This window comes from Stenotrophomonas sp. KH_029 (assembly GCF_057839765.1).
This window is the reverse complement of the sequence record NZ_CM174498.1, coordinates 4187547-4209014: the sequence shown is the minus strand read 5'-3', so window position 1 is coordinate 4209014 and position 21468 is coordinate 4187547. Positions and strand designations below refer to the sequence as shown.

The window sequence follows — 21468 nt, the reverse complement described above, 5'->3', positions numbered from 1 at the left end:
CCGATGACCACTTTCCACCCGATCTCCCGCCTTGCTCCCTCGCTGCTGGCCACCGCGCTGCTGCTCGCCAGCACCGCCTCGGCCCAGCAGACCCGGCTGCATCCGCAGCAGCAGCGCATCAGCGACCAGGCCATCCATGCCGACCTGGGGGCCTATGAGGCCACCCAGGGCCGCATCCAGGCGCTCAACGATGGCGGCCGCCCGATCCGCGACTACCACCTGGCCAAGGCACAATGCTGGCTGGACGTGTCCTTCCACGAGTACAGCCGCAACGACCGCAGCGACTTCCCGCAGCAGGCACTGGGCGAATCGGAGAAGCTGATCGTGGGCATGGAGCAGGGCGTCCAGCCGCTGCCCACCGACACCCCGCTGGTGAACAACGCCAAGTACCTGCGCGATGACCTGTGGCAGCGCCTGCGCGTGCTGCACCAGGCCCCCGGCTTCAGCTGCGCGCAGCAGCAGGTGGCCTGTGGCGAGGTCGAACTGGTGCATGCCGGCAACGAGTTCAACCAGCAGCAGTGGCGGCATTCCAAGCCCTACATCCAGATCGCCGAAGAACTGGTCAACGACGCCGAAGCCGCCGCACGCCAGTGCGATGTCGGCGCAGCCGCGCCGGTTGCGGCGGCCACGCTGGTGGCCAACGTGCTGTTCGAGTTCGACCGCGACGGCTACCGCGACATCCGCACCTATTCGCTGGAAAGCGTCGACCGCGCGCTGGCCAGCATCGCGGCCGAATCGTTGCCGCTGCAGGGCATTGCCCTGGTCGGGCATGCCGACCGCATGCAGGGGCGTGGCTTCGATGCCAACCAGGCATTGTCCGAGCGGCGTGCGCGCACCGTGCGTGAACTGCTGGTCGGGCGCGGCATCGATCCGGCGCTGATCCGCTATGAGTACCGTGGCGATACCCAGCAGGTGCAGCAGTGCGACGGCGTGCGGCCGCGTGCGGCGCTGCTGGAATGCCTGTTGCCCAATCGCCGGGTGGAAGTGCGCTTCGAGGTGGCGCGCTGAACGGTGCCGCCTAGTACCGGTGCTTGTTGACGGTGCCGGCCGCGGCCCCGGCCGGGGCCTGCCGCTGCGGCTCGGCGCGCGGTGGTGCCCAGGGCATCGGCCGGCTGCCGGCCAGGGTCACCCAGCCTTGCGCCATCGCCTGCTCCGGGTCGTGCAGCAGGCTGTACAGGTCCACGTCGGCGCCGGCGGTTTCGCCCCAGAGACTGGCCCAGGCATTGTGGCCGCTGCGGCGTGCGCTCTGCAGGGCGCGGTCGGCCGCGCGCAGGCTGTCGTCCAGCTGCGCCGGATGGCCGTCGAACAGCGGCAACGGGGCCAGGCCCAGGCTGGCGCTGAGGGTGATGGCCTGGCCGGGCTGGGCTTCCACCAGCAACCGTTCAATGCTGATGCGCAGGTGATTGGCCAGTGCCTGCGCGGCGGCGGCGTTGGTGTCGTGGCGGGCGACCAGGAAGCTGGCACCGCCCCAGCGGGCGACCAGATCGCGGCGATCCACCGCCTGCACCAGGCAGCGCGCCACCGCGCGCAGCAGGCCATCGCCGGCGGCCTGGCCGTGGCGTTCGTTGAAGGCCTTGAAATCATCGATTTCCAGCAGGACCAGCGCGCTGCGCTTGGGGCCGGCATGTTCGGCGGCGTCGGCCAGCCGGTGCTCGGCCTCGCTGCGGTTGGGCAGGCCGGTCAGCGCATCGGTGCGGTTCAGCGCCGACAGCTCACGGCGTTGGCGGCGCAGCCGCAGCACCAGCGTGGTGGCGATCACCAGCACCGCCAGCAGCGCCACCACGGCGCTGTTGCGCAGCACCCGCACGCGGCCCAGGTCCTGCTCGGCGTTGACCTGGGCCGGATCGATGCTGCGTTCGGCGGTGGCCTGCAGCTTGGCCAGCTGGTTGAGGGTGTCGCCCTTGCTGCGCGCCTGGTCCATCTCGCGCGCCTGGCGCGCCACCTGCAGGGCCTGTTGGCGGTGGCCAAGCACGGTGTACGCATCGCCGAGCAGGTCCAGCCCGTGGCGGATTTCATCGCTGAACCGGCCATCCTCGGCCAGGGTCTGGGCCTGTTCGGCCAGCGCCAGCCCCTGCACATCCTGGTTGCGGTCCAATGCCAGCCGGGCCAGCCGTTGCAGGGTGACGATCCGGCCCTGCTGGTCCTGCTTTTCCTGCCAGGCCAGGGCCCGCCGCAGCCCTGCGTCGGCGGCGGCATACTGGCCCTGCGCGCGCTGGATCTCGGCACGGTGGCTGGCGATCCGGTACAGCAACACGTCCTGGCCGTTGAGCCGCGCACCGATCGCCTCGGCGCGCGCGAACGCGCTCAGGGCTTCCTCATGGCGCTGCATCTGCAGCAGCGCGTAGCCCACGTTGTAGTGGATCAGCAGGTCGCCCGGGTTGGGCGGGCGGCGCAGGTGCTGGCTGAGCGCGGCGGCTTTCTGCAGGTAGGTCAAGGCGCCCTGCGCGTCGCCCATGGCATCGCCGCGGATCATCGCGATCTGCATCAGCGCACTGATCTGGCCTTGCACATCGCGGGCGCGCACCGCTTCGTCGAGGGCGTCACTGGTCAGCGCCAGTGCCCGGGCGTGCTCCCCCTGCCACAGCAGCAGGTGCGCGGCCATCGATTTGGCGCGCAGCCGGTCTTCGGTGCTGGCATCGGCGCGCTCGGCGGCGGCCAGCAGCCGTGCCGGCAGGCCGGCGGTCTGTTGCAGCTGGCCCTGCGCGCGCAACGCGATGCCCAGGCAGCCGGTCGCGCCGATCTCCACCGGCGTCGGCAACGCCGGGCGGGCCAGCAGCGCGCGGGCGATCTGCAGTGAGGTCTGTGGTGCGCTGGTCAGCAGCGCGTGGCACTGCTGCACCTGGTCCATCAGCGGCGCATTGTCGACAGGGTGTTGCGCCCGTGCCGGCAGGGCGATACAGGCGGCAAGGCATAGCAGCGCAGACAGACTGCGACGGGCGAGCGGCAAGCTGGGCATGGTCAACGGCGTCCTGGCGGCGATCAGGCCTGGCCCAGGACGACTGCAGCGGCGCTGCAGCCGGCGGCAGCCGGATCGTGGACGGCTAATATAACGCCGTTATCGACACAACTTGACGTATTCGGCCCGCCTGGAGTGGCCGCGCATGCCTGAGCCTGTTACTTCCGCTGTCTCCCTACCGGATCGGGCCGTGCCGCCGCGCGGCCTGGGCAGGCGCACCGATGCCATGCTGCGCGGCCTGTGGCTGCTGCTGGCCGGTTTCCATCCGCTGATGGCCTTCTGGCTGTTGCAGGGGCCAAGCGTGGGCGTGGACAGCATGGTACCGGTACTGGCCGGCCTGCAGCTGCTGCTGTGCGTTGGCTGCCTGCTCGTACAGCGGCGTGGCCAGGGCGTGGCGGCGGCCGGTGCCTTCGTGCTCGGGCAGTTGCTGCTGCTGTCGGTGGCCTACGGCTACTGGGGCCTGGCCGCACAGGTACGGCAGCAGCTGCTGCAGGTGATGCCGATCCTGCTGGTGGCCGCCCTTCTGGGCGCCCGGCCGCTGCGTTGGGCCACGCTGTGGCTGTGCGCTGCGCTGCGCTGGTGGCCGGGGCCTGGGTCGATCTGGCCGGCGGCCTGTTCCGTAGCGAACGCGTGCCGCAGGTGGTGGTCCAGCTGGGCGCGTGCGTGTTCGGCAGCGCGCTGGTGGCCTGGCTGCTGCACCACAGCGTCACCGGCCTGCGCGAAAGCCTGCAGATGGCCAGGCAGCATGGCGCCGACCTGGCGCACAGCCGCGACCAGCTGCAGCTGGAGATGCAGGAGAAGGAGCGTTCGCGCGATCAGTTGGTGCACGCGATGAAAATGGAGAACGTCGGCCGCCTGGCCAGCGGCATCGCGCACGATTTCAACCACCTGCTGGGGCTGATCCACGGCTATGTGGCCAAGGCCCGCCGCAGCCAGGATCTGCCCGCCGTGGCCGAAGCACTGCAGGGGGTGGACTCGGCGGCCCGCCGCGCCAGCGCGGTCAGCCGCCGCCTGCTGGACTTCAGCCGGCTGGAGGCCGGCCGCCCACAGCTGCTGGATGCCGCCGATGCCATCGGGGCGATGGCGCCGATGCTGCGCCAGGTGTTCGATCCGGGCATCGCGTGCCGGGTCGATACCGGCCAGGTACGTTGCCGCATCCATTTCGATCCGGCGCAGCTGGAGTCGATCCTGCTCAGCCTGGCCGTCAACGCCAGCCAGGCCATGCCCGACGGTGGCAGTTTCGAACTGGAACTGGCGGTGGTGCCGGGGGTGGGCGAATTGGCCATCCGCGCCCGCGATACCGGGCAGGGCATGAGCGAGGAAGTGCGCGCGCGCTGCCTGGAGCCGTTCTTCACCACCAAGCCGGTCGGGCAGGGCACCGGCCTGGGCCTGGCGGTAAGCGCCAGCCTGGTGGCCGCGGCCGGCGGCCGGATCCAGGTGGAGAGCCGCAGGGGCCACGGCACCTGTGTCGAGATCCGTTTGCCGGCCCTTGCGCTGGAGTAGGTGGCAGCGGCCGCACCGGCCATTGTCACCGGCAACGGTGGTGACCTACCCTGCCTGCTGCTTTCAGGGAAACACGCCACGTGGTCTCCAGCTGGATCCTGCTGTTGGTATCGGTGGCCTATGCCGCGCTGTTGTTCGGCGTGGCATGGTGGGGAGACCGACGGCCGATGTACCCCGACCGGCCCTGGCTGCGCCCGGTGGTCTACAGCCTGGCCCTGGCGGTGTACTGCTCGTCGTGGACCTTCTACGGGGCGGTCGGCACCGCGGTGCGGCATGGCATCGGCTACCTGCCGATCTACCTGGGCCCGCTGCTGCTGTGGTTGTTCGGCTGGCGCATCATCGAACGCCTGGCGCTGATCGCACGCAGCCAGAACGTGGTGTCCATCGCCGACTTCATTTCCTCGCGGTTCGGCCGCTCGCGCCGGTTGGCCGCGCTGGTGGCGGTGATCGCGCTGATCGGCATCGTGCCGTACCTGGCGCTGCAGTACAAAGCGGTGGCGATGAGCCTGCAGGTGCTGACCGGCAACGTGGGCCCCACCGGTTTCTTCACCGACCCGGCGTTGTACGTGGCGCTGCTGATGGCGTTGTTCGCCACGCTGTTCGGCACCCGCCAGGTGGATGCCACCGAGCACCACCACGGCATGATGCTGGCGATCGCACTGGAATCGCTGATCAAGCTGATCGCGATGGTGGCGCTGGGCCTGTTCGCCTACCTGTGGCTCAACGACCGTACCGACCGGGTGCTGCAATCGGCGCATACGCTGTTTGCCGGGTTGCCGCCGGTGGGCTTCATCTCGCAGACGCTGCTCAGTTTCCTGGCCATCATCTGCCTGCCGCGCCAGTTCCACGTGGCGGTGGTGGAATGTGGCGACGTACGCGATGTGCGTCGCGCGCGCTGGATGTTCGGCGCCTACCTGGTGATCATTTCGGCAATGGTGATTCCCATCGCCACCGCCGGGGTGACCCTGTTCGGCACCGGCGGCAGCGTCGCCGATGACAGCATGGTGCTGGCCCTGCCGCTGGCCGAAGGGCGCAAGTTCCTGGCGCTGGTGGCCTACGTGGGCGGCTTCTCGGCGGCCACCGGCATGGTCATCGTGGCCTCCATCGCACTGGCCACCATGGTCAGCAACGACCTGGTGATGCCGGTGCTGCTGCGCCGCAGCGGCGACCACCAGGAAGCGGCCGATGTCGCCTCGCGGGTGCTGTGGATCCGGCGCACGGCGATCCTGCTGCTGGCGCTGCTGGCCTACAGCTACTACCGCGGCAGCAGCAACGACAGCACGCTGGCTTCCTACGGGTTGATGGCATTCGCCGCGGTGGCGCAGTTCGCGCCCGGGCTGATCGGCGGCCTGTACTGGCGCGGGGCCAGCCGCAAGGGCGTGGAGGTCGGCATGCTGCTCGGCTTCGCCACCTGGGCCTATACCTTGTTGCTGCCCGCGCTGACCCATGCCGGCTGGATGGACCCGGCATGGCTGCAGGGCCCGTTCGGCATCGCCTGGCTGCAGCCGCAGCACCTGTTCGGGATGAGCGGCTGGGATCCGCTCACCCACGGTACGTTCTGGTCATTGCTGGTCAACGTGGCCGCGATGGTGCTGGTGTCGGTGCGCTGGCGCCCGGGCGTGGACGAGCGGCTGCGCGCCGCGCCGTTCCTGGACCCGTATGCGCAGCGGCCGTCGGTGGTCGGTGCCTGGCCGGGCCATGTGCATGTCGAGGACCTGTTGGCACTGGCCTCGCGGGTGGTCGGCGACCGCCATGCGCGGCGTTCGTTCCTCGAACAGGCCCAGTCGATGGGCCGCGAACTGCAGGCCTCCGCCCCGGCCGACCGCGCCTGGGTGCAGTTCACCGAACGCCTGCTGGCCGCCTCGATCGGCGCTGCCTCGGCGCGGTTGCTGCTGACCAGCCTGCTGCGCGGCTCGGGCATGGACCTGGGCGAAGTGGTGGCGGTGCTCGACGAGGCCGGCCAGGAACTGCGTTTCAACCGCGAAATCCTGTCCACCACGCTGGAGAACATCAGCGCCGGGGTCAGCGTGGTCGATCCGGACATGCGCCTGACCGCCTGGAACCGCCGCTACCAGCAGATGTTCGGCTACCCCGACGGCATGCTCTACGTGGGCCGCCCGGTGGCCGACCTGATCCGCTACAACGCCGAGCGCGGCGAGCTGGGCGAGGGCGAGATCGAGGTGCAGATCAACCGCCGCATCGGCTATATGCGCGCCGGTTCGCCGCATGTCTTCGAGCGCACCCGCAGCGATGGCAAGGTGATCGAGATGCGCGGCCAGGCGCTGCCCGGCGGCGGCTATGTCACCAGCTACAACGACATCACCGACTACAAGCACGCCGAGAAGGCCCTGCTGGAAGCCAATGAAACCCTGGAACAGCGCGTGGCCGAACGCTCGCATGCGGCCGAGGCCGCGCAGCAGTCCAAGACGCGGTTCCTGGCCGCGATCAGCCATGACGTGCTGCAGCCGCTGAACGCCGCGCGGCTGTTCGCCTCGGCGCTGCGCGACAGCCACCACAACAACGAAGAGCAGCGCCACCTGGCCGAACGCGTGGACGCCTCGCTGCGCGCCGCCGAAGAACTGCTGGACGGCTTGCTGGACGTGTCGCGGCTGGACGCCGGCGGGCTGCACCCGGTGATCGGCGATTTCGACGTGAGCCTGTTGATGCGCGAACTGGCCGCGCAGTATTCCCCGGTGGCCGCCGGACGTGGCCTGCGCATGGACTTGTCGGCGCGCCCGGCCTGGGTGCGCAGCGACCGCCGCCTGTTGCGCCGGGTGCTGCAGAACTTCCTGGCCAATGCGCTGCGCTACACACGGCAAGGCCGCATCGTGCTGGCGGTGCGCCACCGCGGCGACCAGATCGAGCTGCAGGTGTGGGATACCGGCCCGGGCATTCCCGCGCACCACATGCAGCAGATCTTCGATGAGTTCCATCGCTACCAGCAGCCGTTCGACTGGGGCGAGCAGGGCCTGGGCCTGGGCCTGTCGATCTGCCAGCGCATCTCGCGCCTGCTCGACCACCGGCTCAATGCGCGCAGCCGGGTCGGTACCGGCAGCATGTTCTCGATCATGCTGCCGCGGGTGGAGGCGCCCCTGTTGCCCGATCCGGCGAGCTCGCCGCCGACACCGCCGCCGGTGTCGCGCACCGATTCGCTGGCCGGCATGCGCGTGCTGTGCGTGGACAACGACCAGGAGATCCTCGATGGCATGCGCGCGCTGCTGGGGCGCTGGCAGGTCGAGGTGATCACCGCCAGCACCGTGGACCAGGCATTGCAGAAGGTGGACGAACGCCCGGACGTGATGTTGGTGGATTACCACCTGCACGACCGCCTGGATGGCCTGGATACGCTGGTGGCCCTGCGCGACAAGGCCGGGCGCGCCATCCCGGGCGCGCTGCTGACCGCCGACGGCCGCGATGAACTCAAGCGGATGGCGCGCGAGCGCGGCTACCGGCTGCTGACCAAGCCGATCAAGCCGGCATCGCTGCGTGCGTTCCTGGCCGCCTTCCACGACACCCGCGGCGACATGTAGCCGCGCCGGCATGGCGGCGCGCGGTCAGCCCATCGCGCCGTTGAGGTGTTCGTACAGGATGGTGGCGCCGATGATGATCAGGATCACGCCGCCGACGATCTCCGCGCGCCTGCCGGCCATGTTGCCCAGTACCCGGCCGAGCATGATCCCGCAGGTGACCATGGTCAGCGTGCACAAGCCGATCACCAGGGCCACCACGCCGATGTTCACATCGAGGAAGGCCAGGCCGATACCTACCGCCATCGCATCGATGCTGGTGGCCAGGCCGGTCATCGCCAGCCGCCAGAAACCGTGGTGCCTACTGCTGTCTTCCTCGTCGGCATCGTGCTCGGAGCGGAGGCCGTTGATGATCATGTGCACGCCCAGCGCGCCGAGCAGGCCGAAGGCGATCCAGTGATCGAAGGCCTCCACGTACTGCAGGGCGGCGCGGCCGAGCAGCCAGCCGATCACCGGCGTGATGCCTTCGATGACGCCGAAAATAAGGCCGGCGCGCAGCGCATCGGAGAAGCGGGGCTTGCGCATGGCCGCACCCTTGCCGATCGCCGCGGCGAAGGCGTCGGTGGACATGGCAAAGCCGATCAGCAGGATCGAAACAAGAGACATCGGAGTACGCGGCAGGTCGGGCGATGGCGGGCAACGGACCGCGGACGCGCCCAACCTGTCGTTGCGCACGCGGACCGCTGGTCTCGCCAACCAAGATGGTTGCCCGCACCACGGCGCACTGGCCGAGCATGTTGATGCGGGCGATTCCTTCAGCAGGAATCCGGCTACTCCCCAAGGGGACGCGAAGCTTAGCACCGGGTGCGCGGATTGCAGCGTTGACGGCGAATTGCGCAGGTAACGCTGGAATTCATAGCTCCGGCTATAAGGCAGTGCCGGTAGGGTCGCGCCCCAGCCGACTGCCGATGGCGCTGCAACGTTCGGCAGGGCATGACCTTTGAACGATGCCGCCGGCATTCCGGCATCGCATCATCCACGCGCGGCGTGGATCTACTCCTCTTCCGGCGGCAACACGATCTGCTCGTCGTCGATGGCCAGCTTGCCGGCCATCAGCACCGCCTGGGTGCGGTTGGTGACGCCGAGCTTGCGCAGGATCGCGGTGACATGGGCCTTGATGGTCGCTTCGGAGACGTTGAGGTCGTAGGCGATCTGCTTGTTGAGGCGGCCGACGCCGAGCATCTGCAGCACGCGGAACTGCTGCGGGGTCAGTTCGCGCAGGCGCTGGCCGATCTCGCGTTCCTCGCGCCCGGTCGGTGGCACGGTGTGCGCCTCCGGCGGTGCCCAGGTCTCACCGTCGAGGATGGTGCCCAGCGCATGGCCGATGGTGTCCGAATCGGCGGATTTGGGAATGAAGCCGAACGCGCCATGGTCCAGCGCGCGGCGCATCACGGTCGGCTCTTCGCGCGCGGAGACCACCACCACCGGCAGCTGCGGGTGCAGCGCACGCATGTGCACCAGCGCGTTGAAGCCCTGCGCGCCGGGCATGTTGAGGTCCATCAGCACCAGGTCGGCGTCGGTGTGCTGGTCGGCCAGCTGGTACAGCGCTTCCACGCTGTCGGCTTCATACAGCTGCACACCGGGGATGACCCGTTGCACCGCCCCGCGAAGGGCTTCGCGGAACAGCGGGTGGTCATCGGCAATCAGGAGGGTTGTCATGGTGGGGGCCATGTTGCGGAGGGGTAGCGCGACGTAACGGAATGAGTGTATCGAGATGACAGCCCCCTGAGTCAGGGGGGCGGCCGCGCAGCGGCGGGGTGTGGGTGATGGTGAGAGGGGGCCCACGGTCCGCTTGCGGACCGTGGGAGCGACAGCGCAAAGTAAATCGCAGGAGCGGTTTACAACGCTGTACAGCAGCGGCCCGAAGGGCGCCCGCCAAGGATGGCGGGCGTCATGCGCTGTCGCGGCCTTTATTTCACTTTTCGTTCTTCCACCAGCGAGGCCACCACCGACGGGTCGGCCAGGGTCGAGGTGTCGCCGAGCTGGTCCGGTGCGTTCTCGGCGATCTTGCGCAGGATGCGGCGCATGATCTTGCCCGAGCGGGTCTTGGGCAGGCCCGGCGCCCATTGCAGGTGGTCAGGCGCGGCGATCGGGCCGATCTCCTTGCGTACCCAGGCCACCAGTTCCCTGTGCAGTTCCTCGCTCGGCGTTTCGTCGGCGATCAGGGTGACATAGGCATAGATCCCCTGGCCCTTGATGTCGTGCGGGAAGCCGACCACGGCCGCCTCGGCCACCTTCGGGTGCGAAACCAGCGCGCTTTCCACCTCGGCGGTACCGATACGGTGGCCGGAGACGTTGATCACATCATCGACGCGGCCGGTGATCCAGTAGTAGCCATCGTCATCGCGGCGGCACCCGTCGCCGGTGAAGTAGCTGCCCGGGTAGGTGCGGAAATAGGTGTCGATGAAACGCTGGTGGTCGCCGTAGACGCTGCGCATCTGGCCCGGCCACGAATCGCGGATGATCAGGTTGCCTTCGGTGGCGCCATCCTTGATTTCGCCATCGGCATTGACCAGCGCCGGCTGCACGCCGAAGAACGGCAGGGTGGCCGAGCCCGGCTTGAGGTCGACCGCGCCCGGCAGCGGCGAGATCAGGATGCCGCCGGTTTCGGTCTGCCACCAGGTATCCACGATCGGGCAGCGGCTGTCGCCGATGACTTCGTAGTACCAGCGCCAGGCTTCCGGATTGATCGGCTCGCCGACGCTGCCGAGCAGGCGCAGCGACGCGCGCGAGGTGCGCTTGACCGGTGCATCGCCTTCGCGCATCAACGCGCGGATCGCCGTCGGTGCGGTGTAGAAGATACTGACCTGGTGCTTGTCGATCACCTCCCAGAAGCGCGAGGTGGTGGGGAAGTTCGGCACGCCCTCGAACATCAGCGAGGTGGCGCCGTTGGCCAGCGGCCCGTACACGATGTAGCTGTGGCCGGTGACCCAGCCGACGTCGGCGGTGCACCAGTAGATGTCGTCTTCGCGCAGGTCGAACACCGCCTCGTGGGTGTAGGCCGCATACAGCAGGTAACCGCCGGTGGTATGCAGCACGCCCTTGGGCTTGCCGGTGGAACCGGAGGTGTACAGGATGAACAACGGATCCTCGGCGTTCATCCGCTCCGGCTCGCACTGCGCCGGCTGCGGATCGACCACATCATGGAACCAGCGGTCGCGCGGGGCCTGCATGTCCACCGCACCGCCGGTGTGGCGCACCACCAGCACCGTTTCCACGGTGGTGGTGCCGGGCAGCTTCAGCGCGGCATCGACGTTGGCCTTGAGCGGGATCTTCTTGCCACCGCGCAGGCCTTCGTCGGCGGTGATGATCAGCTTGCTGCCGCAATCGATCACCCGGTCGGCGATCGAGTTCGGCGCAAACCCGCCAAACACCACCGAGTGCACCGCCCCGATGCGCGCGCAGGCGAGCATGGCCACGGCCGCATCGACGATCATCGGCAGGTAGATGGTGACCCGGTCGCCCTTGACCACACCGAGGTTGCGCAGCGCATTGCCCAGCCGGCAGACGCGCTCATGCAGCTCACGGTAGGTCACGCCCTTGGACGGCGCGTCCGGGCTGTCGGGCTCGAACAGCAACGCCACCTTGTCGCCGCGTTGCTGCAGGTGGCGGTCCAGGCAGTTCACGCTGGCATTGAGCTCGCCGTCCTCGAACCACTTGATGCGGAAGTCATCGAGGTCGTAGCTGACGTTCTTGATCGTGGTCGGCTGCTTGAACCACTGCAGGCGCTGCGCGGCCTTGCCCCAGAATGCATCCGGGTTCTCGAGCGACTCGCGGTACAGCGTCTGGTAGGTGTTCTTGTCAATGCGCGCCTTGGCGGAAAAATCCGCCTTGACGGGGTAAAGATCGGCCATGGCACCCTCACTTGCACTAGGACTTGGGTTGTGCGATCGCAGCATAACCCGCGATTCATCCCCCTCAGTTTGCCGCATCCACCCGCCTTCGCGCTGCCTGGGTGCATAGACCATGGTCGTAGCTGGAGGGCAGCAGGCCCCGAACGAGGGCATCCCGGGCATGGGGGCGTGACCCGGGGCGGGTCGTGGAGGCATACCGGCCAACGGCCGGTAGCTACCCAGGTGCCTGTGGCGCCTGTCGGGGGCGAGTACGACCAATGGCCAATAGCGGGATGCGTCAATCGGCCGCACTGTCGGCTCGACCGTGCCCAGCGCGGCGTTCGCATTGCCACCCGGGAGAGAGGGCAACATGAGCCACCGTTTACTGAAGACGACACGCCGGCCATTGGCGGCCGCCCTGTTCGTTGCATTGATCGCGCCAGGCGTGGCGTGGGCCGACACCGCCAAAGAGAAGGCGCTAGAAGCACGCGTCGCCGAGCTGGAGCGCCAGGTGCAGATGCTGGTATCCACCAGCCAGCAGCAACAGACCCAGATCAGCCAGGCGCAGACCGACGTCACCGCCGTGAAGACGGTGCAGGCCCAGCAGCCGCTGGCCGCGCAGGTGCCGGCCGGCAAGCAGCCCATCCAGGTCACCACCATCACCCCGGGCGCTGCGCCGGGTACCACGGTCAAGATCGGCGGCTTCATCAAGGCCGACTTCATGGCCACCCAGACCGGCGACGGCCAGCTTGCCGACGACGCCACCGGCCGCGCGCTGTACCTGCCGGGGCAGACCCCGGTGGCCGGCGCCGGCGGCAGCGGCAAGCGCTCGGATGTGGATTACAACGCCCACGCCAAGTTCTCGCGCTTCAACCTGGGCATCGACAACGTCAGCGATGCCGGCAACAAGGCCGGTGCGTTCTTCGAGATGGATTTCTTCGGCAATTCGCTGGGCAACCAGACCGCCACCAACACCTACGGGGTGACCCTGCGCCACGCTTACATGTACTGGAACAACTGGCTGGCCGGCCAGACCTGGTCCAACTTCATGGATGCCGCCTCGCTGCCGGAAGCGGCCGATTTCGTCGGTCCCACCGACGGCGTGCTGTTCGTGCGCCAGGCACAGATCCGCTACACCCAGGGCGGTTTCAGCGTGGCCCTGGAAAACCCGGAGACCACCGTGCTCACCGGCGCCCGCAACCCGCTTGCCGGGAACGCATGGACCAATGCGTCCAGCAGTTCCGACCGCGGCGCGCTGCCGGACCTGACCCTGCGCTATGGCTGGAAGGGCGACTGGGGCACCTTCGGCGTGGGCGGCGTGGTGCGGCAGCTGAAGATCGACAACCAGACCACCGGCGTCAACATCGACAAGATCGGCGGCGGCCTGACCCTGGGCGGCAAGTGGGTGATGGGCGGCAGCGACACCCTGCATTACCAGCTCAGCGGCGGCGAAGGCATCGCCCGCTACGTCGGCCTGGGCATCACCGCCGACACCGCCTACGACGTGGCCCGCGACGAACTCAACCCGACCGGGGTACTGGCCGGCTACGTCGGCTGGCGGCACGCCTTCACCCCCAAGCTGCGCACCAACCTGATCTATGCGCGCAGCGACTACGACAACGACGGCAGCCTGGGCCCGCTGGTCACCAAGAGCGTGCAGAGCATCCGCGGCAACGTGTTCTACACCCCGATGCCCAAGGTCGATATCGGTGCCGAGTACATGTACGGCGTGCGTGAGATCGAGGATGGACGCAAGGGCGACATCAACCGCCTGCAATTCACCACGAAATACAGTTTCTAAATGAGTGCCGACCAACGGTCGGCACCTACCACCAACGATTGCTTCGGAGGGGAAGCGTCCCATGTCCACCACAGCCGCACCCGCAAAACCCCAACTCACCCAGGGACACAAGAAGGTCATCTTCGCGTCCAGCCTGGGCACTGTCTTCGAGTGGTACGACTTCTTCCTGTACGGCTCGCTCGCCGCAATCATCGCCAAGCAGTTCTTCAGTGGCGTCAACGAAACCACCGGCATGATCTTCGCGCTGCTGGCGTTCGCGGCCGGCTTCTTCGTGCGCCCGTTCGGCGCGGCCTTCTTCGGCAGCCTCGGCGACCGCATCGGCCGCAAGTACACCTTCCTGGTCACCATCCTGATCATGGGCATCTCGACCTTCCTGGTCGGCGTGCTGCCCAACTACGCCTCGATCGGCTTTGCCGCTCCGGTGATCCTCATCATCCTGCGCCTGGCCCAGGGCCTGGCGATGGGCGGCGAGTACGGTGGCGCGGCGACCTATGTGGCCGAACATGCCCCGGCCGACAAGCGCGGCCTGTACACCAGCTTCATCCAGTGCACCGCCACGCTGGGCCTGTTCATGTCGTTGCTGATCATCCTGGCCTGCCGCTACTTCCTGGGCAACGAGGCGTTCGAAGCCTGGGGCTGGCGCATTCCGTTCCTGGTTTCCATCGTGCTGCTGGGCGTGTCGGTGTGGATCCGCCTGCAGCTGAGCGAGTCGCCGTTGTTCCAGCAGATGAAGGCCGAAGGCAAGGGCTCCAAGACCCCGTTCCGTGACAGCCTCAAGGGCGGCAACTTCAAGCTGATGCTGCTGGTGCTGCTGGGTGCTGCGGCCGGCCAGGCGGTGGTCTGGTACGGCGGCCAGTTCTACGCGCTGTTCTTCCTGAGCAGCATGCTCAAGGTCGACGCGACCACCTCCTACCTGCTGATCGCCGCCGCGCTGGCGCTGGGCGTGCCGTTCTTCATCTTCTTCGGCTGGCTGTCGGACCGTATCGGCCGCAAGAAGATCATCCTGGCCGGCTGCCTGCTGGCCGCCATCACCTACATCCCGATCTTCAAGGGCCTGACCCACTTCGCCAATCCGGCCATCGAAGAAGCGCGCAGCAACTCGCCGGCCCTGGTCGTGGCCGACCCGAACACCTGCTCGTTCCAGTTCGATCCGGTCGGCATGCGCAAGTTCACCAGCTCCTGCGACGTGGCCACCGCGGCCCTGACCAAGGCCGGTGTGCCCTATGAAGTACAGCCGGCACCGGCCGGTTCGCTGGCCCAGGTCCAGGTGGGCAGCAGCAAGGTCGGTTCGTTCGAGGCGGCCGGCCTGACCAAGGACGAACTCAAGGCCAAGGCCGATGCCTTCGGTGGTGAGCTGAAGGGCGCGCTCACCGCGGCCGGCTACCCGGCCAAGGCCGACAACGCGCGCATCAACATCCCCGGCACCGTCTTCATGCTGTGGCTGCTGGTGCTGTACGTGACCATGGTCTATGGCCCGATCGCCGCCTACCTGGTCGAGCTGTTCCCGACCCGTATCCGCTACACCTCGATGTCGCTGCCGTACCACATCGGCAACGGCTGGTTCGGCGGCTTCCTGCCGGCGATCTCCTTCGCGCTGGTGGCCGGCACCGGCAACCTGTACTACGGCCTGTGGTACCCGATCATCATCGCGTTGATGACGGTCGTGGTCGGCGGCCTGTTCCTGCGCGAGACGCGCGGGGTGGATATCACGCTGTAACGTTGGTTCGCACTGCACGAACAAAGGGCCGCGATGCCAATCGCGGCCCTTTTCGCGTTTCGGGTAGTGCCGGCCGCTGGCCGGCTCCCCATGAACTTTCGGAGACGCGCCCCGATCCTGCCATCACAGGTGCTGCCGCTATAGTCGCCGCATGAGCGATGCCCCTACCGATCCCCTCGCGCTTCCCGCGATCCTGCATGCCTTGCGTGCCGCCTGGCAGGCCAACCGGCCGTCGCTGGCGCAGCGCCGCGATGATCTGCTGCGCCTGCGCGTGGCCTTCAAGGCGCGCCTGCCGCAGATGGCCGAGGCGATCGCGGCCGATTTCGGTCACCGCTCCACCCACGAATCGCTGATCGCCGATGGCATGACCGTGCTTGGCGAGATCGACCACCTGCGCGCGCACCTGCGGCGCTGGGCGCGGCCGCGCCGGGTTGGCGTCGGCTGGCGGTTCTGGCCGGCGCGCGCGCAGCTCCGGCCGGTACCGCTGGGCGTGGTCGGGGTGATCGCGCCGTGGAACTACCCGGTCAACCTGGCGCTGATCCCCCTGGCCACCGCGATCGCGGCGGGCAACCACGTCATCCTCAAACCCTCCGAACACACCCCGCGCACCAGCGCGTTCCTGCAGGCGCTGCTGGCCGAGGTGTTCCCGCCCGCCCGGGTGGCGGTGGTGCAGGGCGGTGCGGCGCTGGCCAGCGCGCTGGCCGGCGCGCCGCTGGACCACCTGGTGTTCACCGGCTCCACCGCGGTCGGGCGCAAGGTCATGGCCGCCGCCGCCGCGCACCTGACCCCGCTGACCCTGGAACTGGGCGGCAAGTCACCGGCGATCGTGTGCGCCGACTATCCGCTGGACAAGGCGGCAGCGCGCCTGGCCACCGGCAAATGGTTCAACGCCGGGCAGACCTGCATCGCGCCGGATTACGTCCTGATCGACGGCACCCGCCAGCGCGAACTGGTGCAGCAACTGCAGACCCAGGTGCGCGCGCGCTACGGCGATTTCAGCGATGCCGCCGATTACACCCGGATCATCCACGACGGCCAGTACCAGCGCCTGCGCGGTTACCTGGACCAGGCGCGCGCCCGCGGGGTGCCGGTGATCGAGCTGGCCACGGTCGATCCCGAACGTGCCCGGCGCGAACGCCTGATCGTGCCGACCATCGTGCTCGACCCGCCGGCCGACCTGGACCTGATGCAGGAGGAGATCTTCGGGCCGATCCTGCCGGTCTGCGCCTATCCGGACCTGGATGCGGCGCTGGCCGAGGTGGAGGGGCGCGACCGGCCGCTGGCGATGTATGTGTTCAGCCAGCAGCGTGAGGTGGTCGAGCGCGTGCTGGGCCGGATCGTGGCCGGCGGCGTCACCGTCAACGACACCTTGCTGCACTTCGCCATCAACGGCCTGCCGTTCGGTGGCGTCGGCCCCAGCGGCATGGGCGCCTACCACGGCCGCGCCGGGTTCGACGGACTGAGCAAGCTGCTGCCGGTGCTGTGGCAGTCGCGCTGGGCGGCCAGCGACCTGCTCAAGCCGCCGTATTCGAAGATCACCGGGATGTTGAAGGTGCTGGTGCGGTGATCCCGGCCCACCGGTCCCGTCCCACCGACCAATGGTCGGTGGCTACCGCACCACGAGGTACCGACCACGCGCGGTAGGTACCGACCGTTGGTCGGTACAGGGCCGGAGCGCGAGGGATGCCCACCGGGGCGGTGCCCCGCAGGTAGAATGACCCCATGAAAATCGCCTCCTGGAACGTCAATTCGCTCAACGTGCGCCTGCCGCACCTGGAACAGTGGCTCACCGCGTTCGCGCCGGACGTGGTCGGTATCCAGGAAACCAAGATGGAGGACCACAAGTTCCCCGACGCAGTGCTGGCCGGGCTGGGCTACCGCAGCGTGTTTGCCGGGCAGAAGACCTACAACGGCGTCGCGCTGCTGTCGCGCGAACCGGCGCAGGACGTGCAGATCGGTATTCCCGGGTTCGAGGACGAGCAGAAGCGCGCGATCGCCGCTACCGTGGGCGGGGTACGCATCATCAACCTGTACGTGGTCAACGGCCAGGACGTGGGTACCGACAAGTACGCCTACAAGCTGCGCTGGCTGGAGGCCGTGCAGGCCTGGGTGGCGGCGGAACTGCAGCAGTATCCCGAGCTGGTGGTGATGGGCGATTTCAACATCGCCCCGGACGCGCGCGATGTGCACGACCCGCTGGTGTGGAACGACAACCACATCCTGACCTCCACCGCCGAGCGCGGCGCGCTCAACAAACTGCTGCAGCTGGGCCTGCACGATGCGTTCCGCCTGCACAGCGAGGAGGAAGGGGTGTTCAGCTGGTGGGATTACCGCGCCGCCGGCTTCCGCCGCAACCTGGGCCTGCGCATCGACCTGACCCTGGTGTCCGACGCGCTCAAGGCGCGTGCGCTGGCCTCGGGCATCGACCGGCAGCCGCGCACCTGGGACCGCCCCAGCGACCATGCGCCGGCATGGGTGCAGTTGGGCTGACCGATACAACAAGGCCCGGCAATGCCGGGCCTTGTGTCCGCACCCGCCGCGATCCGGTCAGCGCACGCTCTTGCGCGTAAACAGGTTCACGATCGCCAGCAGGATCACCGCGCCGATCAACGAGAACAGGAACGTACGTATGGTGATCGCTTCGTTGATGCCGCCGCCGAACAGCCAGCCGGCCAGCAGTGCACCGACAATGCCCACCACGATGTTGAGGATGATGCCTTGCTGCGCGTCGCGCTTCATGATGATGCTGGCCAGCCAGCCCACGATGCCGCCGACGATCAACCAGATGATGATGCCCATAGCCTTGACTCCCGGTTTGCGTGTACGACCGCGCCAGTTGACGGCAACCCCCGTGAAATCGCCGTGCAGCCCCGCGCGCCGGAGGCGGGCATGACCCTGCCGGCGGCCCTGGGTGGCCCGTGGCGGTTCGGCCCGGTCACGGTCTGGTGCCTGCCGCACGTCAACGGCACCCGCGGCGAACCGCAGGCACGGGTATTGCTGGCGCAACAGCTTGGCGCCGCGCCGGGCAGCCTGCCGCTGCAGCGCGATGCCCGCGGCCGGCCGGAGCTGCATGGCCCGCTGGCGCACCTGGGCACCGGCTGGAGCCACAGCCATGGCCGCCTGCTGGTGGCGCTGGGCGAGGGCGTGCGGCTGGGCGTGGACCTGGAGCCGCTGCGGCCGCGGCCGCGCATGGCCGAGATCATCGAACGTTTCTTCCACCCGGCCGAGCAGGACTGGCTGCTGGGCCTGGACGAGGACGCCCGCCACCCCTGGTTCTTCCGGGTCTGGTGCGCCAAGGAAGCCATCCTCAAGGCGCAGGGGCAGGGCATCTCGTTCGGCCTGCACCGCCTGCAGCTGGCTCCGGCCCCGGGCGGTGCGCTGCAGCTGGCCTGGTGCGACCCGGAGCTGGGCGCGGCGGCGCGCTGGACGCTGCACGAATGGCAGGCGGCCGACGATTTCCGCGCCGCGTTGGCCTTCCACGCGCTCTGATGGTCGTCCCGCGCGGCCCGCCGGGACGGCAGCCGACCTGCGATAATGCGCCCATGACCGAACACACACTTCCGGCCGGCGTGGCCGAGGCGCTCGCGCGTGGCCTGGCCGCGATGGACCTGGACGCCGCACTGGCGCCGCCGCTGCTGACCTACCTGGCCCTGCTCGACCGCTGGAACCGCACCTACAACCTCACCGCGATCCGCGACCCGCTGGAGATGGTCACCCGCCACCTGCTCGACTCGCTGGCGATGCAGCCCTACCTGGAGAGCGGCAGCCTGGCCGACCTGGGCACCGGCCCCGGGCTGCCGGGCATCCCGCTGGCGATCGCCCGCCCGCAGTTGCAGGTGACCCTGGTCGAAAGCAATGGCAAGAAGGCCCGCTTCATGCGCGAGGCCGTGCGCCAGCTGGGCCTGGCCAATGCGCGCGTGGCCGAGTCGCGCGCCGAGGCCCTGGCCGAGCCGGGCGCCTACGACCACCTGACCGCGCGCGCGATGGATACCCTGGCCGGGATCATCCAGGTCGGCGGCCACCTGCTGCGCCCGGGCGGGCGCCTGCTGGCCATGAAGGGCGTCCATCCGCATGAGGAAATCGCCCAACTGCCGGCCGGCTGGCGGGTCGAACAGGTGCTGCCGCTGCACGTCCCCGGGTTGACCGGCGAACGCCACCTGGTGGTGGTTGCCGGTCCCTGACCGGCCCCGGTGGGGTTGCCGGCGACACCGCCGGCGGGCTGCCGGATATCGGCGTCAGCGCCTGTCGCAGCAGCCGCTGCGGTGTCCATCGGGCGCACTCCGGGCGGGCAGGCGCCCGGGCGGGGGTTGGCCGGCGTGCATCTCACAGTGCATGACACGCCCCATATACGCATAATGACCAGTCCCACTCCCTGCCGATGAGGCTCACCCGCATGGCCCGCATCATCGCCATCGCCAACCAGAAAGGTGGCGTCGGCAAGACCACGACTGCCGTCAATCTGGCCGCCTCCCTGGCTGCTGCACCCAAGCGCGTGCTCCTGGTCGATCTCGATTCCCAGGGCAATGCCACCATGGGCAGCGGGGTGGACAAGCGTGAGGTCGCCGCGTCCACCTGCGACCTGCTGCTGGGCGAGGCCACGGCGGCCGAAGTCCGGGTCACCACCCCGGAAGGCTTCGACCTGCTGCCGGGCAACATCGACCTGACCGCCGCCGAGATCCAGCTGATGGACCAGGGCGAGCGCGAGCAGCGCCTCAAGCGCGCGCTGGCGCCGATCCGCGACGAATACGACTACATCCTGATCGACTGCCCGCCGGCGCTGTCGCTGCTGACCCTCAACGCGTTGGCCGCGGCCGACTCGGTGATCGTGCCGATGCAGTGCGAGTACTACGCGCTGGAGGGCCTGAGCGCGCTGGTGGAAACCATCGAGGCGCTGCGCGCCAACCTCAATCCCACCCTGGAGATCGAGGGCGTGCTGCGCACCATGTTCGATGTGCGCAACAACCTGGCCAACGCGGTGTCGGCCGAACTGACCGACCACTTCGGCGATCGCGTGTTCCGTACCATCGTGCCGCGCAACGTACGCCTGGCCGAAGCGCCCAGCCACGGGCAGAGCATCGTCGGCTATGACCGTGCTTCGCGCGGTGGCGTGGCCTACCTCGGCCTGGCCGGGGAGATCATCCGCCGCCACCAACAACGCAACAAGGCCGACAAGGCCATGGAGACCGCCTGATGAGCACCAAGCCCGCCCTCGGCAAGAAACGCGGCCTCGGCCGTGGCCTCGATGCGCTGCTGGGGCCCAAGGGCGCCGTGACCCAGGTGCAGGCCGCCGCCGTGGTCGAACCGCTGCCCGGTGAAGTGCTGCGCAAGCTGCCGGTCGGCCATCTGCAGCCGGGCAGGTACCAGCCGCGCCGCGACATGGATGAAACCAAGCTCGCCGAGCTGGCCGAATCGATCAAGGCGCAGGGCGTGATCCAGCCGATCCTGGTCCGCCAGCTCGGCCCCGACAGCTTCGAAATCGTCGCCGGCGAACGCCGCTGGCGCGCCTCGCAGCTGGCCGGCCTGGACGAAGTGCCGGTGGTGGTGCGCGAGCTGGAAGACCGCACCGTCATCGCGATGGCGCTGATCGAGAACATCCAGCGCGAAGACCTCAACCCGCTCGAAGAAGCCGAAGCCCTGCAGCGCCTGATCAGCGAGTTCGCGCTGACCCACGCCGAGGCCGCGCAGGCCGTCGGCCGCTCGCGCGCGGCGGTGTCCAACCTGCTGCGCCTGCTCGAGCTGCCGATCGCCATCCGCCTGCTGCTGGAAACCCGCCGGCTGGAAATGGGCCATGCCCGCGCGCTGCTCACGCTGGCGCCGGAACTGGCCAGCAAGCTGGCCCAGGAAGCGGCCGACCAGGGCTGGTCGGTGCGCGAAGTGGAACATCGCGCGCAGCAGTTTTCCGCCGGCAAGGTGCCCGGCGCGCTGCGCAAGAAGCCGGCCGCCAGCGCCCCGCAGGCCGACATCGCCTCGCTGGAGACCGAGCTGTCCGAATCGCTGGGCGCGCGCGTGGCGATCAACCACGGCCGTGGCGGCAAGGGCAAGTTGATCATCCATTACACCGACCTGGACACGCTGGACGGCGTGCTCGAACGACTTCGCGCACAGAAGGGCTGAGTCCCCGCCCGCGCCAG

The 21468-nt window shown here is 68.7% G+C and carries 16 protein-coding genes; 11 read left to right on the top strand and 5 right to left on the bottom strand.

Annotation, left to right across the window (positions count from 1 at the left end):
* Positions 1 to 3 precede the first annotated feature (3 nt).
* Positions 4 to 1008: an OmpA family protein gene (locus tag AC3ITM_RS18850; protein WP_489267264.1), complete on the top strand. Its 1005-nt coding sequence runs from the start codon at positions 4 to 6 to the stop codon at positions 1006 to 1008.
* Between the two features lie 10 nt (positions 1009 to 1018).
* On the opposite strand, the gene AC3ITM_RS18845 is transcribed toward AC3ITM_RS18850, so the two are convergent.
* Positions 1019 to 2848, bottom strand: coding sequence for a GGDEF domain-containing protein (locus AC3ITM_RS18845; RefSeq protein WP_489267263.1), 1830 nt, complete (start codon positions 2846 to 2848; stop codon positions 1019 to 1021).
* A gap of 663 nt (positions 2849 to 3511) precedes the next feature.
* Here AC3ITM_RS18845 and AC3ITM_RS18840 point away from each other — a divergent pair.
* Together AC3ITM_RS18840 and AC3ITM_RS18835 are read left to right on the top strand one after the other, a co-directional pair.
* The gene (locus AC3ITM_RS18840; protein ID WP_489267261.1) at positions 3512 to 4459 is read left to right on the top strand and encodes a sensor histidine kinase; all 948 of its coding nucleotides are present in this window, start codon (positions 3512 to 3514) and stop codon (positions 4457 to 4459) included.
* 80 nt (positions 4460 to 4539) lie between these two features.
* Positions 4540 to 7989 carry a hybrid sensor histidine kinase/response regulator gene (locus AC3ITM_RS18835; protein ID WP_489267259.1) on the top strand — a complete coding sequence of 1150 codons (3450 nt, stop codon included), beginning with the start codon at positions 4540 to 4542 and terminating at the stop codon, positions 7987 to 7989.
* 24 nt (positions 7990 to 8013) lie between these two features.
* On the opposite strand, the gene mntP is transcribed toward AC3ITM_RS18835, so the two are convergent.
* The 3 genes from mntP to acs all read right to left on the bottom strand — a co-directional run bounded on the left by mntP (position 8014) and on the right by acs (position 11840).
* A complete protein-coding gene (gene mntP / locus AC3ITM_RS18830; protein ID WP_489267257.1) occupies positions 8014 to 8592 on the bottom strand; it encodes a manganese efflux pump MntP in 579 nt (192 codons plus the stop codon).
* A gap of 387 nt (positions 8593 to 8979) precedes the next feature.
* Complete coding sequence (locus tag AC3ITM_RS18825; protein WP_228887082.1) at positions 8980 to 9645, bottom strand: response regulator transcription factor; 666 nt, start codon at positions 9643 to 9645, stop codon at positions 8980 to 8982.
* 251 nt (positions 9646 to 9896) lie between these two features.
* Positions 9897 to 11840 carry an acetate--CoA ligase gene (acs, locus tag AC3ITM_RS18820; protein WP_489267254.1) on the bottom strand — a complete coding sequence of 648 codons (1944 nt, stop codon included), beginning with the start codon at positions 11838 to 11840 and terminating at the stop codon, positions 9897 to 9899.
* Between the two features lie 349 nt (positions 11841 to 12189).
* Here acs and AC3ITM_RS18815 point away from each other — a divergent pair, with 349 nt between their 5' ends.
* From AC3ITM_RS18815 to xth, 4 genes are all read left to right on the top strand, one after another.
* Positions 12190 to 13620, top strand: a complete 1431-nt coding sequence (locus AC3ITM_RS18815; protein ID WP_489267253.1) for a DcaP family trimeric outer membrane transporter — start codon at positions 12190 to 12192, stop codon at positions 13618 to 13620.
* 61 nt (positions 13621 to 13681) lie between these two features.
* On the top strand, positions 13682 to 15337 hold the full coding sequence (locus AC3ITM_RS18810) for an MFS transporter (RefSeq protein ID WP_489267252.1): 1656 nt from the start codon (positions 13682 to 13684) through the stop codon (positions 15335 to 15337).
* A 151-nt stretch (positions 15338 to 15488) separates the two neighbouring features.
* A complete protein-coding gene (locus AC3ITM_RS18805; protein WP_489267251.1) occupies positions 15489 to 16904 on the top strand; it encodes a coniferyl aldehyde dehydrogenase in 1416 nt (471 codons plus the stop codon).
* A gap of 155 nt (positions 16905 to 17059) precedes the next feature.
* Positions 17060 to 17827, top strand: a complete 768-nt coding sequence (xth, locus tag AC3ITM_RS18800; RefSeq protein ID WP_489267249.1) for an exodeoxyribonuclease III — start codon at positions 17060 to 17062, stop codon at positions 17825 to 17827.
* Positions 17828 to 17884: 57 nt separating this feature from the next.
* Here the strand turns inward: xth and AC3ITM_RS18795 are convergent, their stop codons facing one another.
* Positions 17885 to 18136 carry a GlsB/YeaQ/YmgE family stress response membrane protein gene (locus tag AC3ITM_RS18795; protein ID WP_489267247.1) on the bottom strand — a complete coding sequence of 84 codons (252 nt, stop codon included), beginning with the start codon at positions 18134 to 18136 and terminating at the stop codon, positions 17885 to 17887.
* Positions 18137 to 18226: 90 nt separating this feature from the next.
* Here AC3ITM_RS18795 and AC3ITM_RS18790 point away from each other — a divergent pair, with 90 nt between their 5' ends.
* From AC3ITM_RS18790 to AC3ITM_RS18775, 4 genes are all read left to right on the top strand, one after another.
* Positions 18227 to 18826, top strand: coding sequence for a 4'-phosphopantetheinyl transferase family protein (locus AC3ITM_RS18790; protein ID WP_489267245.1), 600 nt, complete (start codon positions 18227 to 18229; stop codon positions 18824 to 18826).
* Positions 18827 to 18879: 53 nt separating this feature from the next.
* Positions 18880 to 19518, top strand: a complete 639-nt coding sequence (gene rsmG, locus AC3ITM_RS18785) for a 16S rRNA (guanine(527)-N(7))-methyltransferase RsmG (RefSeq protein ID WP_228887075.1) — start codon at positions 18880 to 18882, stop codon at positions 19516 to 19518.
* Positions 19519 to 19730: 212 nt separating this feature from the next.
* A complete protein-coding gene (locus AC3ITM_RS18780) occupies positions 19731 to 20528 on the top strand; it encodes a ParA family protein (protein ID WP_228887074.1) in 798 nt (265 codons plus the stop codon).
* Positions 20528 to 21451 (top strand): ParB/RepB/Spo0J family partition protein, encoded by a 924-nt coding sequence (locus tag AC3ITM_RS18775; protein WP_489267243.1) that lies wholly within the window; start codon positions 20528 to 20530, stop codon positions 21449 to 21451. Before AC3ITM_RS18780 ends, AC3ITM_RS18775 begins: the two co-directional genes overlap by 1 nt.
* The last annotated feature ends 17 nt before the right edge of the window (positions 21452 to 21468 follow it).

Excerpts from the sequence above, each read along its gene's own strand:
- AC3ITM_RS18850 (WP_489267264.1), top strand. The coding sequence starts at position 4 with ATGACCACTTTCCACCCGATCTCCCGCCTTGCTCCCTCGCTGCTGGCC.
- AC3ITM_RS18845 (WP_489267263.1), bottom strand. The coding sequence starts at position 2,848 with ATGGACCAGGTGCAGCAGTGCCACGCGCTGCTGACCAGCGCACCACAG.
- mntP (WP_489267257.1), bottom strand. The coding sequence starts at position 8,592 with ATGTCTCTTGTTTCGATCCTGCTGATCGGCTTTGCCATGTCCACCGAC.
- AC3ITM_RS18825 (WP_228887082.1), bottom strand. The coding sequence starts at position 9,645 with ATGACAACCCTCCTGATTGCCGATGACCACCCGCTGTTCCGCGAAGCC.
- acs (WP_489267254.1), bottom strand. The coding sequence starts at position 11,840 with ATGGCCGATCTTTACCCCGTCAAGGCGGATTTTTCCGCCAAGGCGCGC.
- AC3ITM_RS18815 (WP_489267253.1), top strand. The coding sequence starts at position 12,190 with ATGAGCCACCGTTTACTGAAGACGACACGCCGGCCATTGGCGGCCGCC.
- AC3ITM_RS18810 (WP_489267252.1), top strand. The coding sequence starts at position 13,682 with ATGTCCACCACAGCCGCACCCGCAAAACCCCAACTCACCCAGGGACAC.
- AC3ITM_RS18805 (WP_489267251.1), top strand. The coding sequence starts at position 15,489 with ATGAGCGATGCCCCTACCGATCCCCTCGCGCTTCCCGCGATCCTGCAT.
- xth (WP_489267249.1), top strand. The coding sequence starts at position 17,060 with ATGAAAATCGCCTCCTGGAACGTCAATTCGCTCAACGTGCGCCTGCCG.
- AC3ITM_RS18795 (WP_489267247.1), bottom strand. The coding sequence starts at position 18,136 with ATGGGCATCATCATCTGGTTGATCGTCGGCGGCATCGTGGGCTGGCTG.
- AC3ITM_RS18790 (WP_489267245.1), top strand. The coding sequence starts at position 18,227 with ATGACCCTGCCGGCGGCCCTGGGTGGCCCGTGGCGGTTCGGCCCGGTC.
- rsmG (WP_228887075.1), top strand. The coding sequence starts at position 18,880 with ATGACCGAACACACACTTCCGGCCGGCGTGGCCGAGGCGCTCGCGCGT.
- AC3ITM_RS18780 (WP_228887074.1), top strand. The coding sequence starts at position 19,731 with ATGGCCCGCATCATCGCCATCGCCAACCAGAAAGGTGGCGTCGGCAAG.
- AC3ITM_RS18775 (WP_489267243.1), top strand. The coding sequence starts at position 20,528 with ATGAGCACCAAGCCCGCCCTCGGCAAGAAACGCGGCCTCGGCCGTGGC.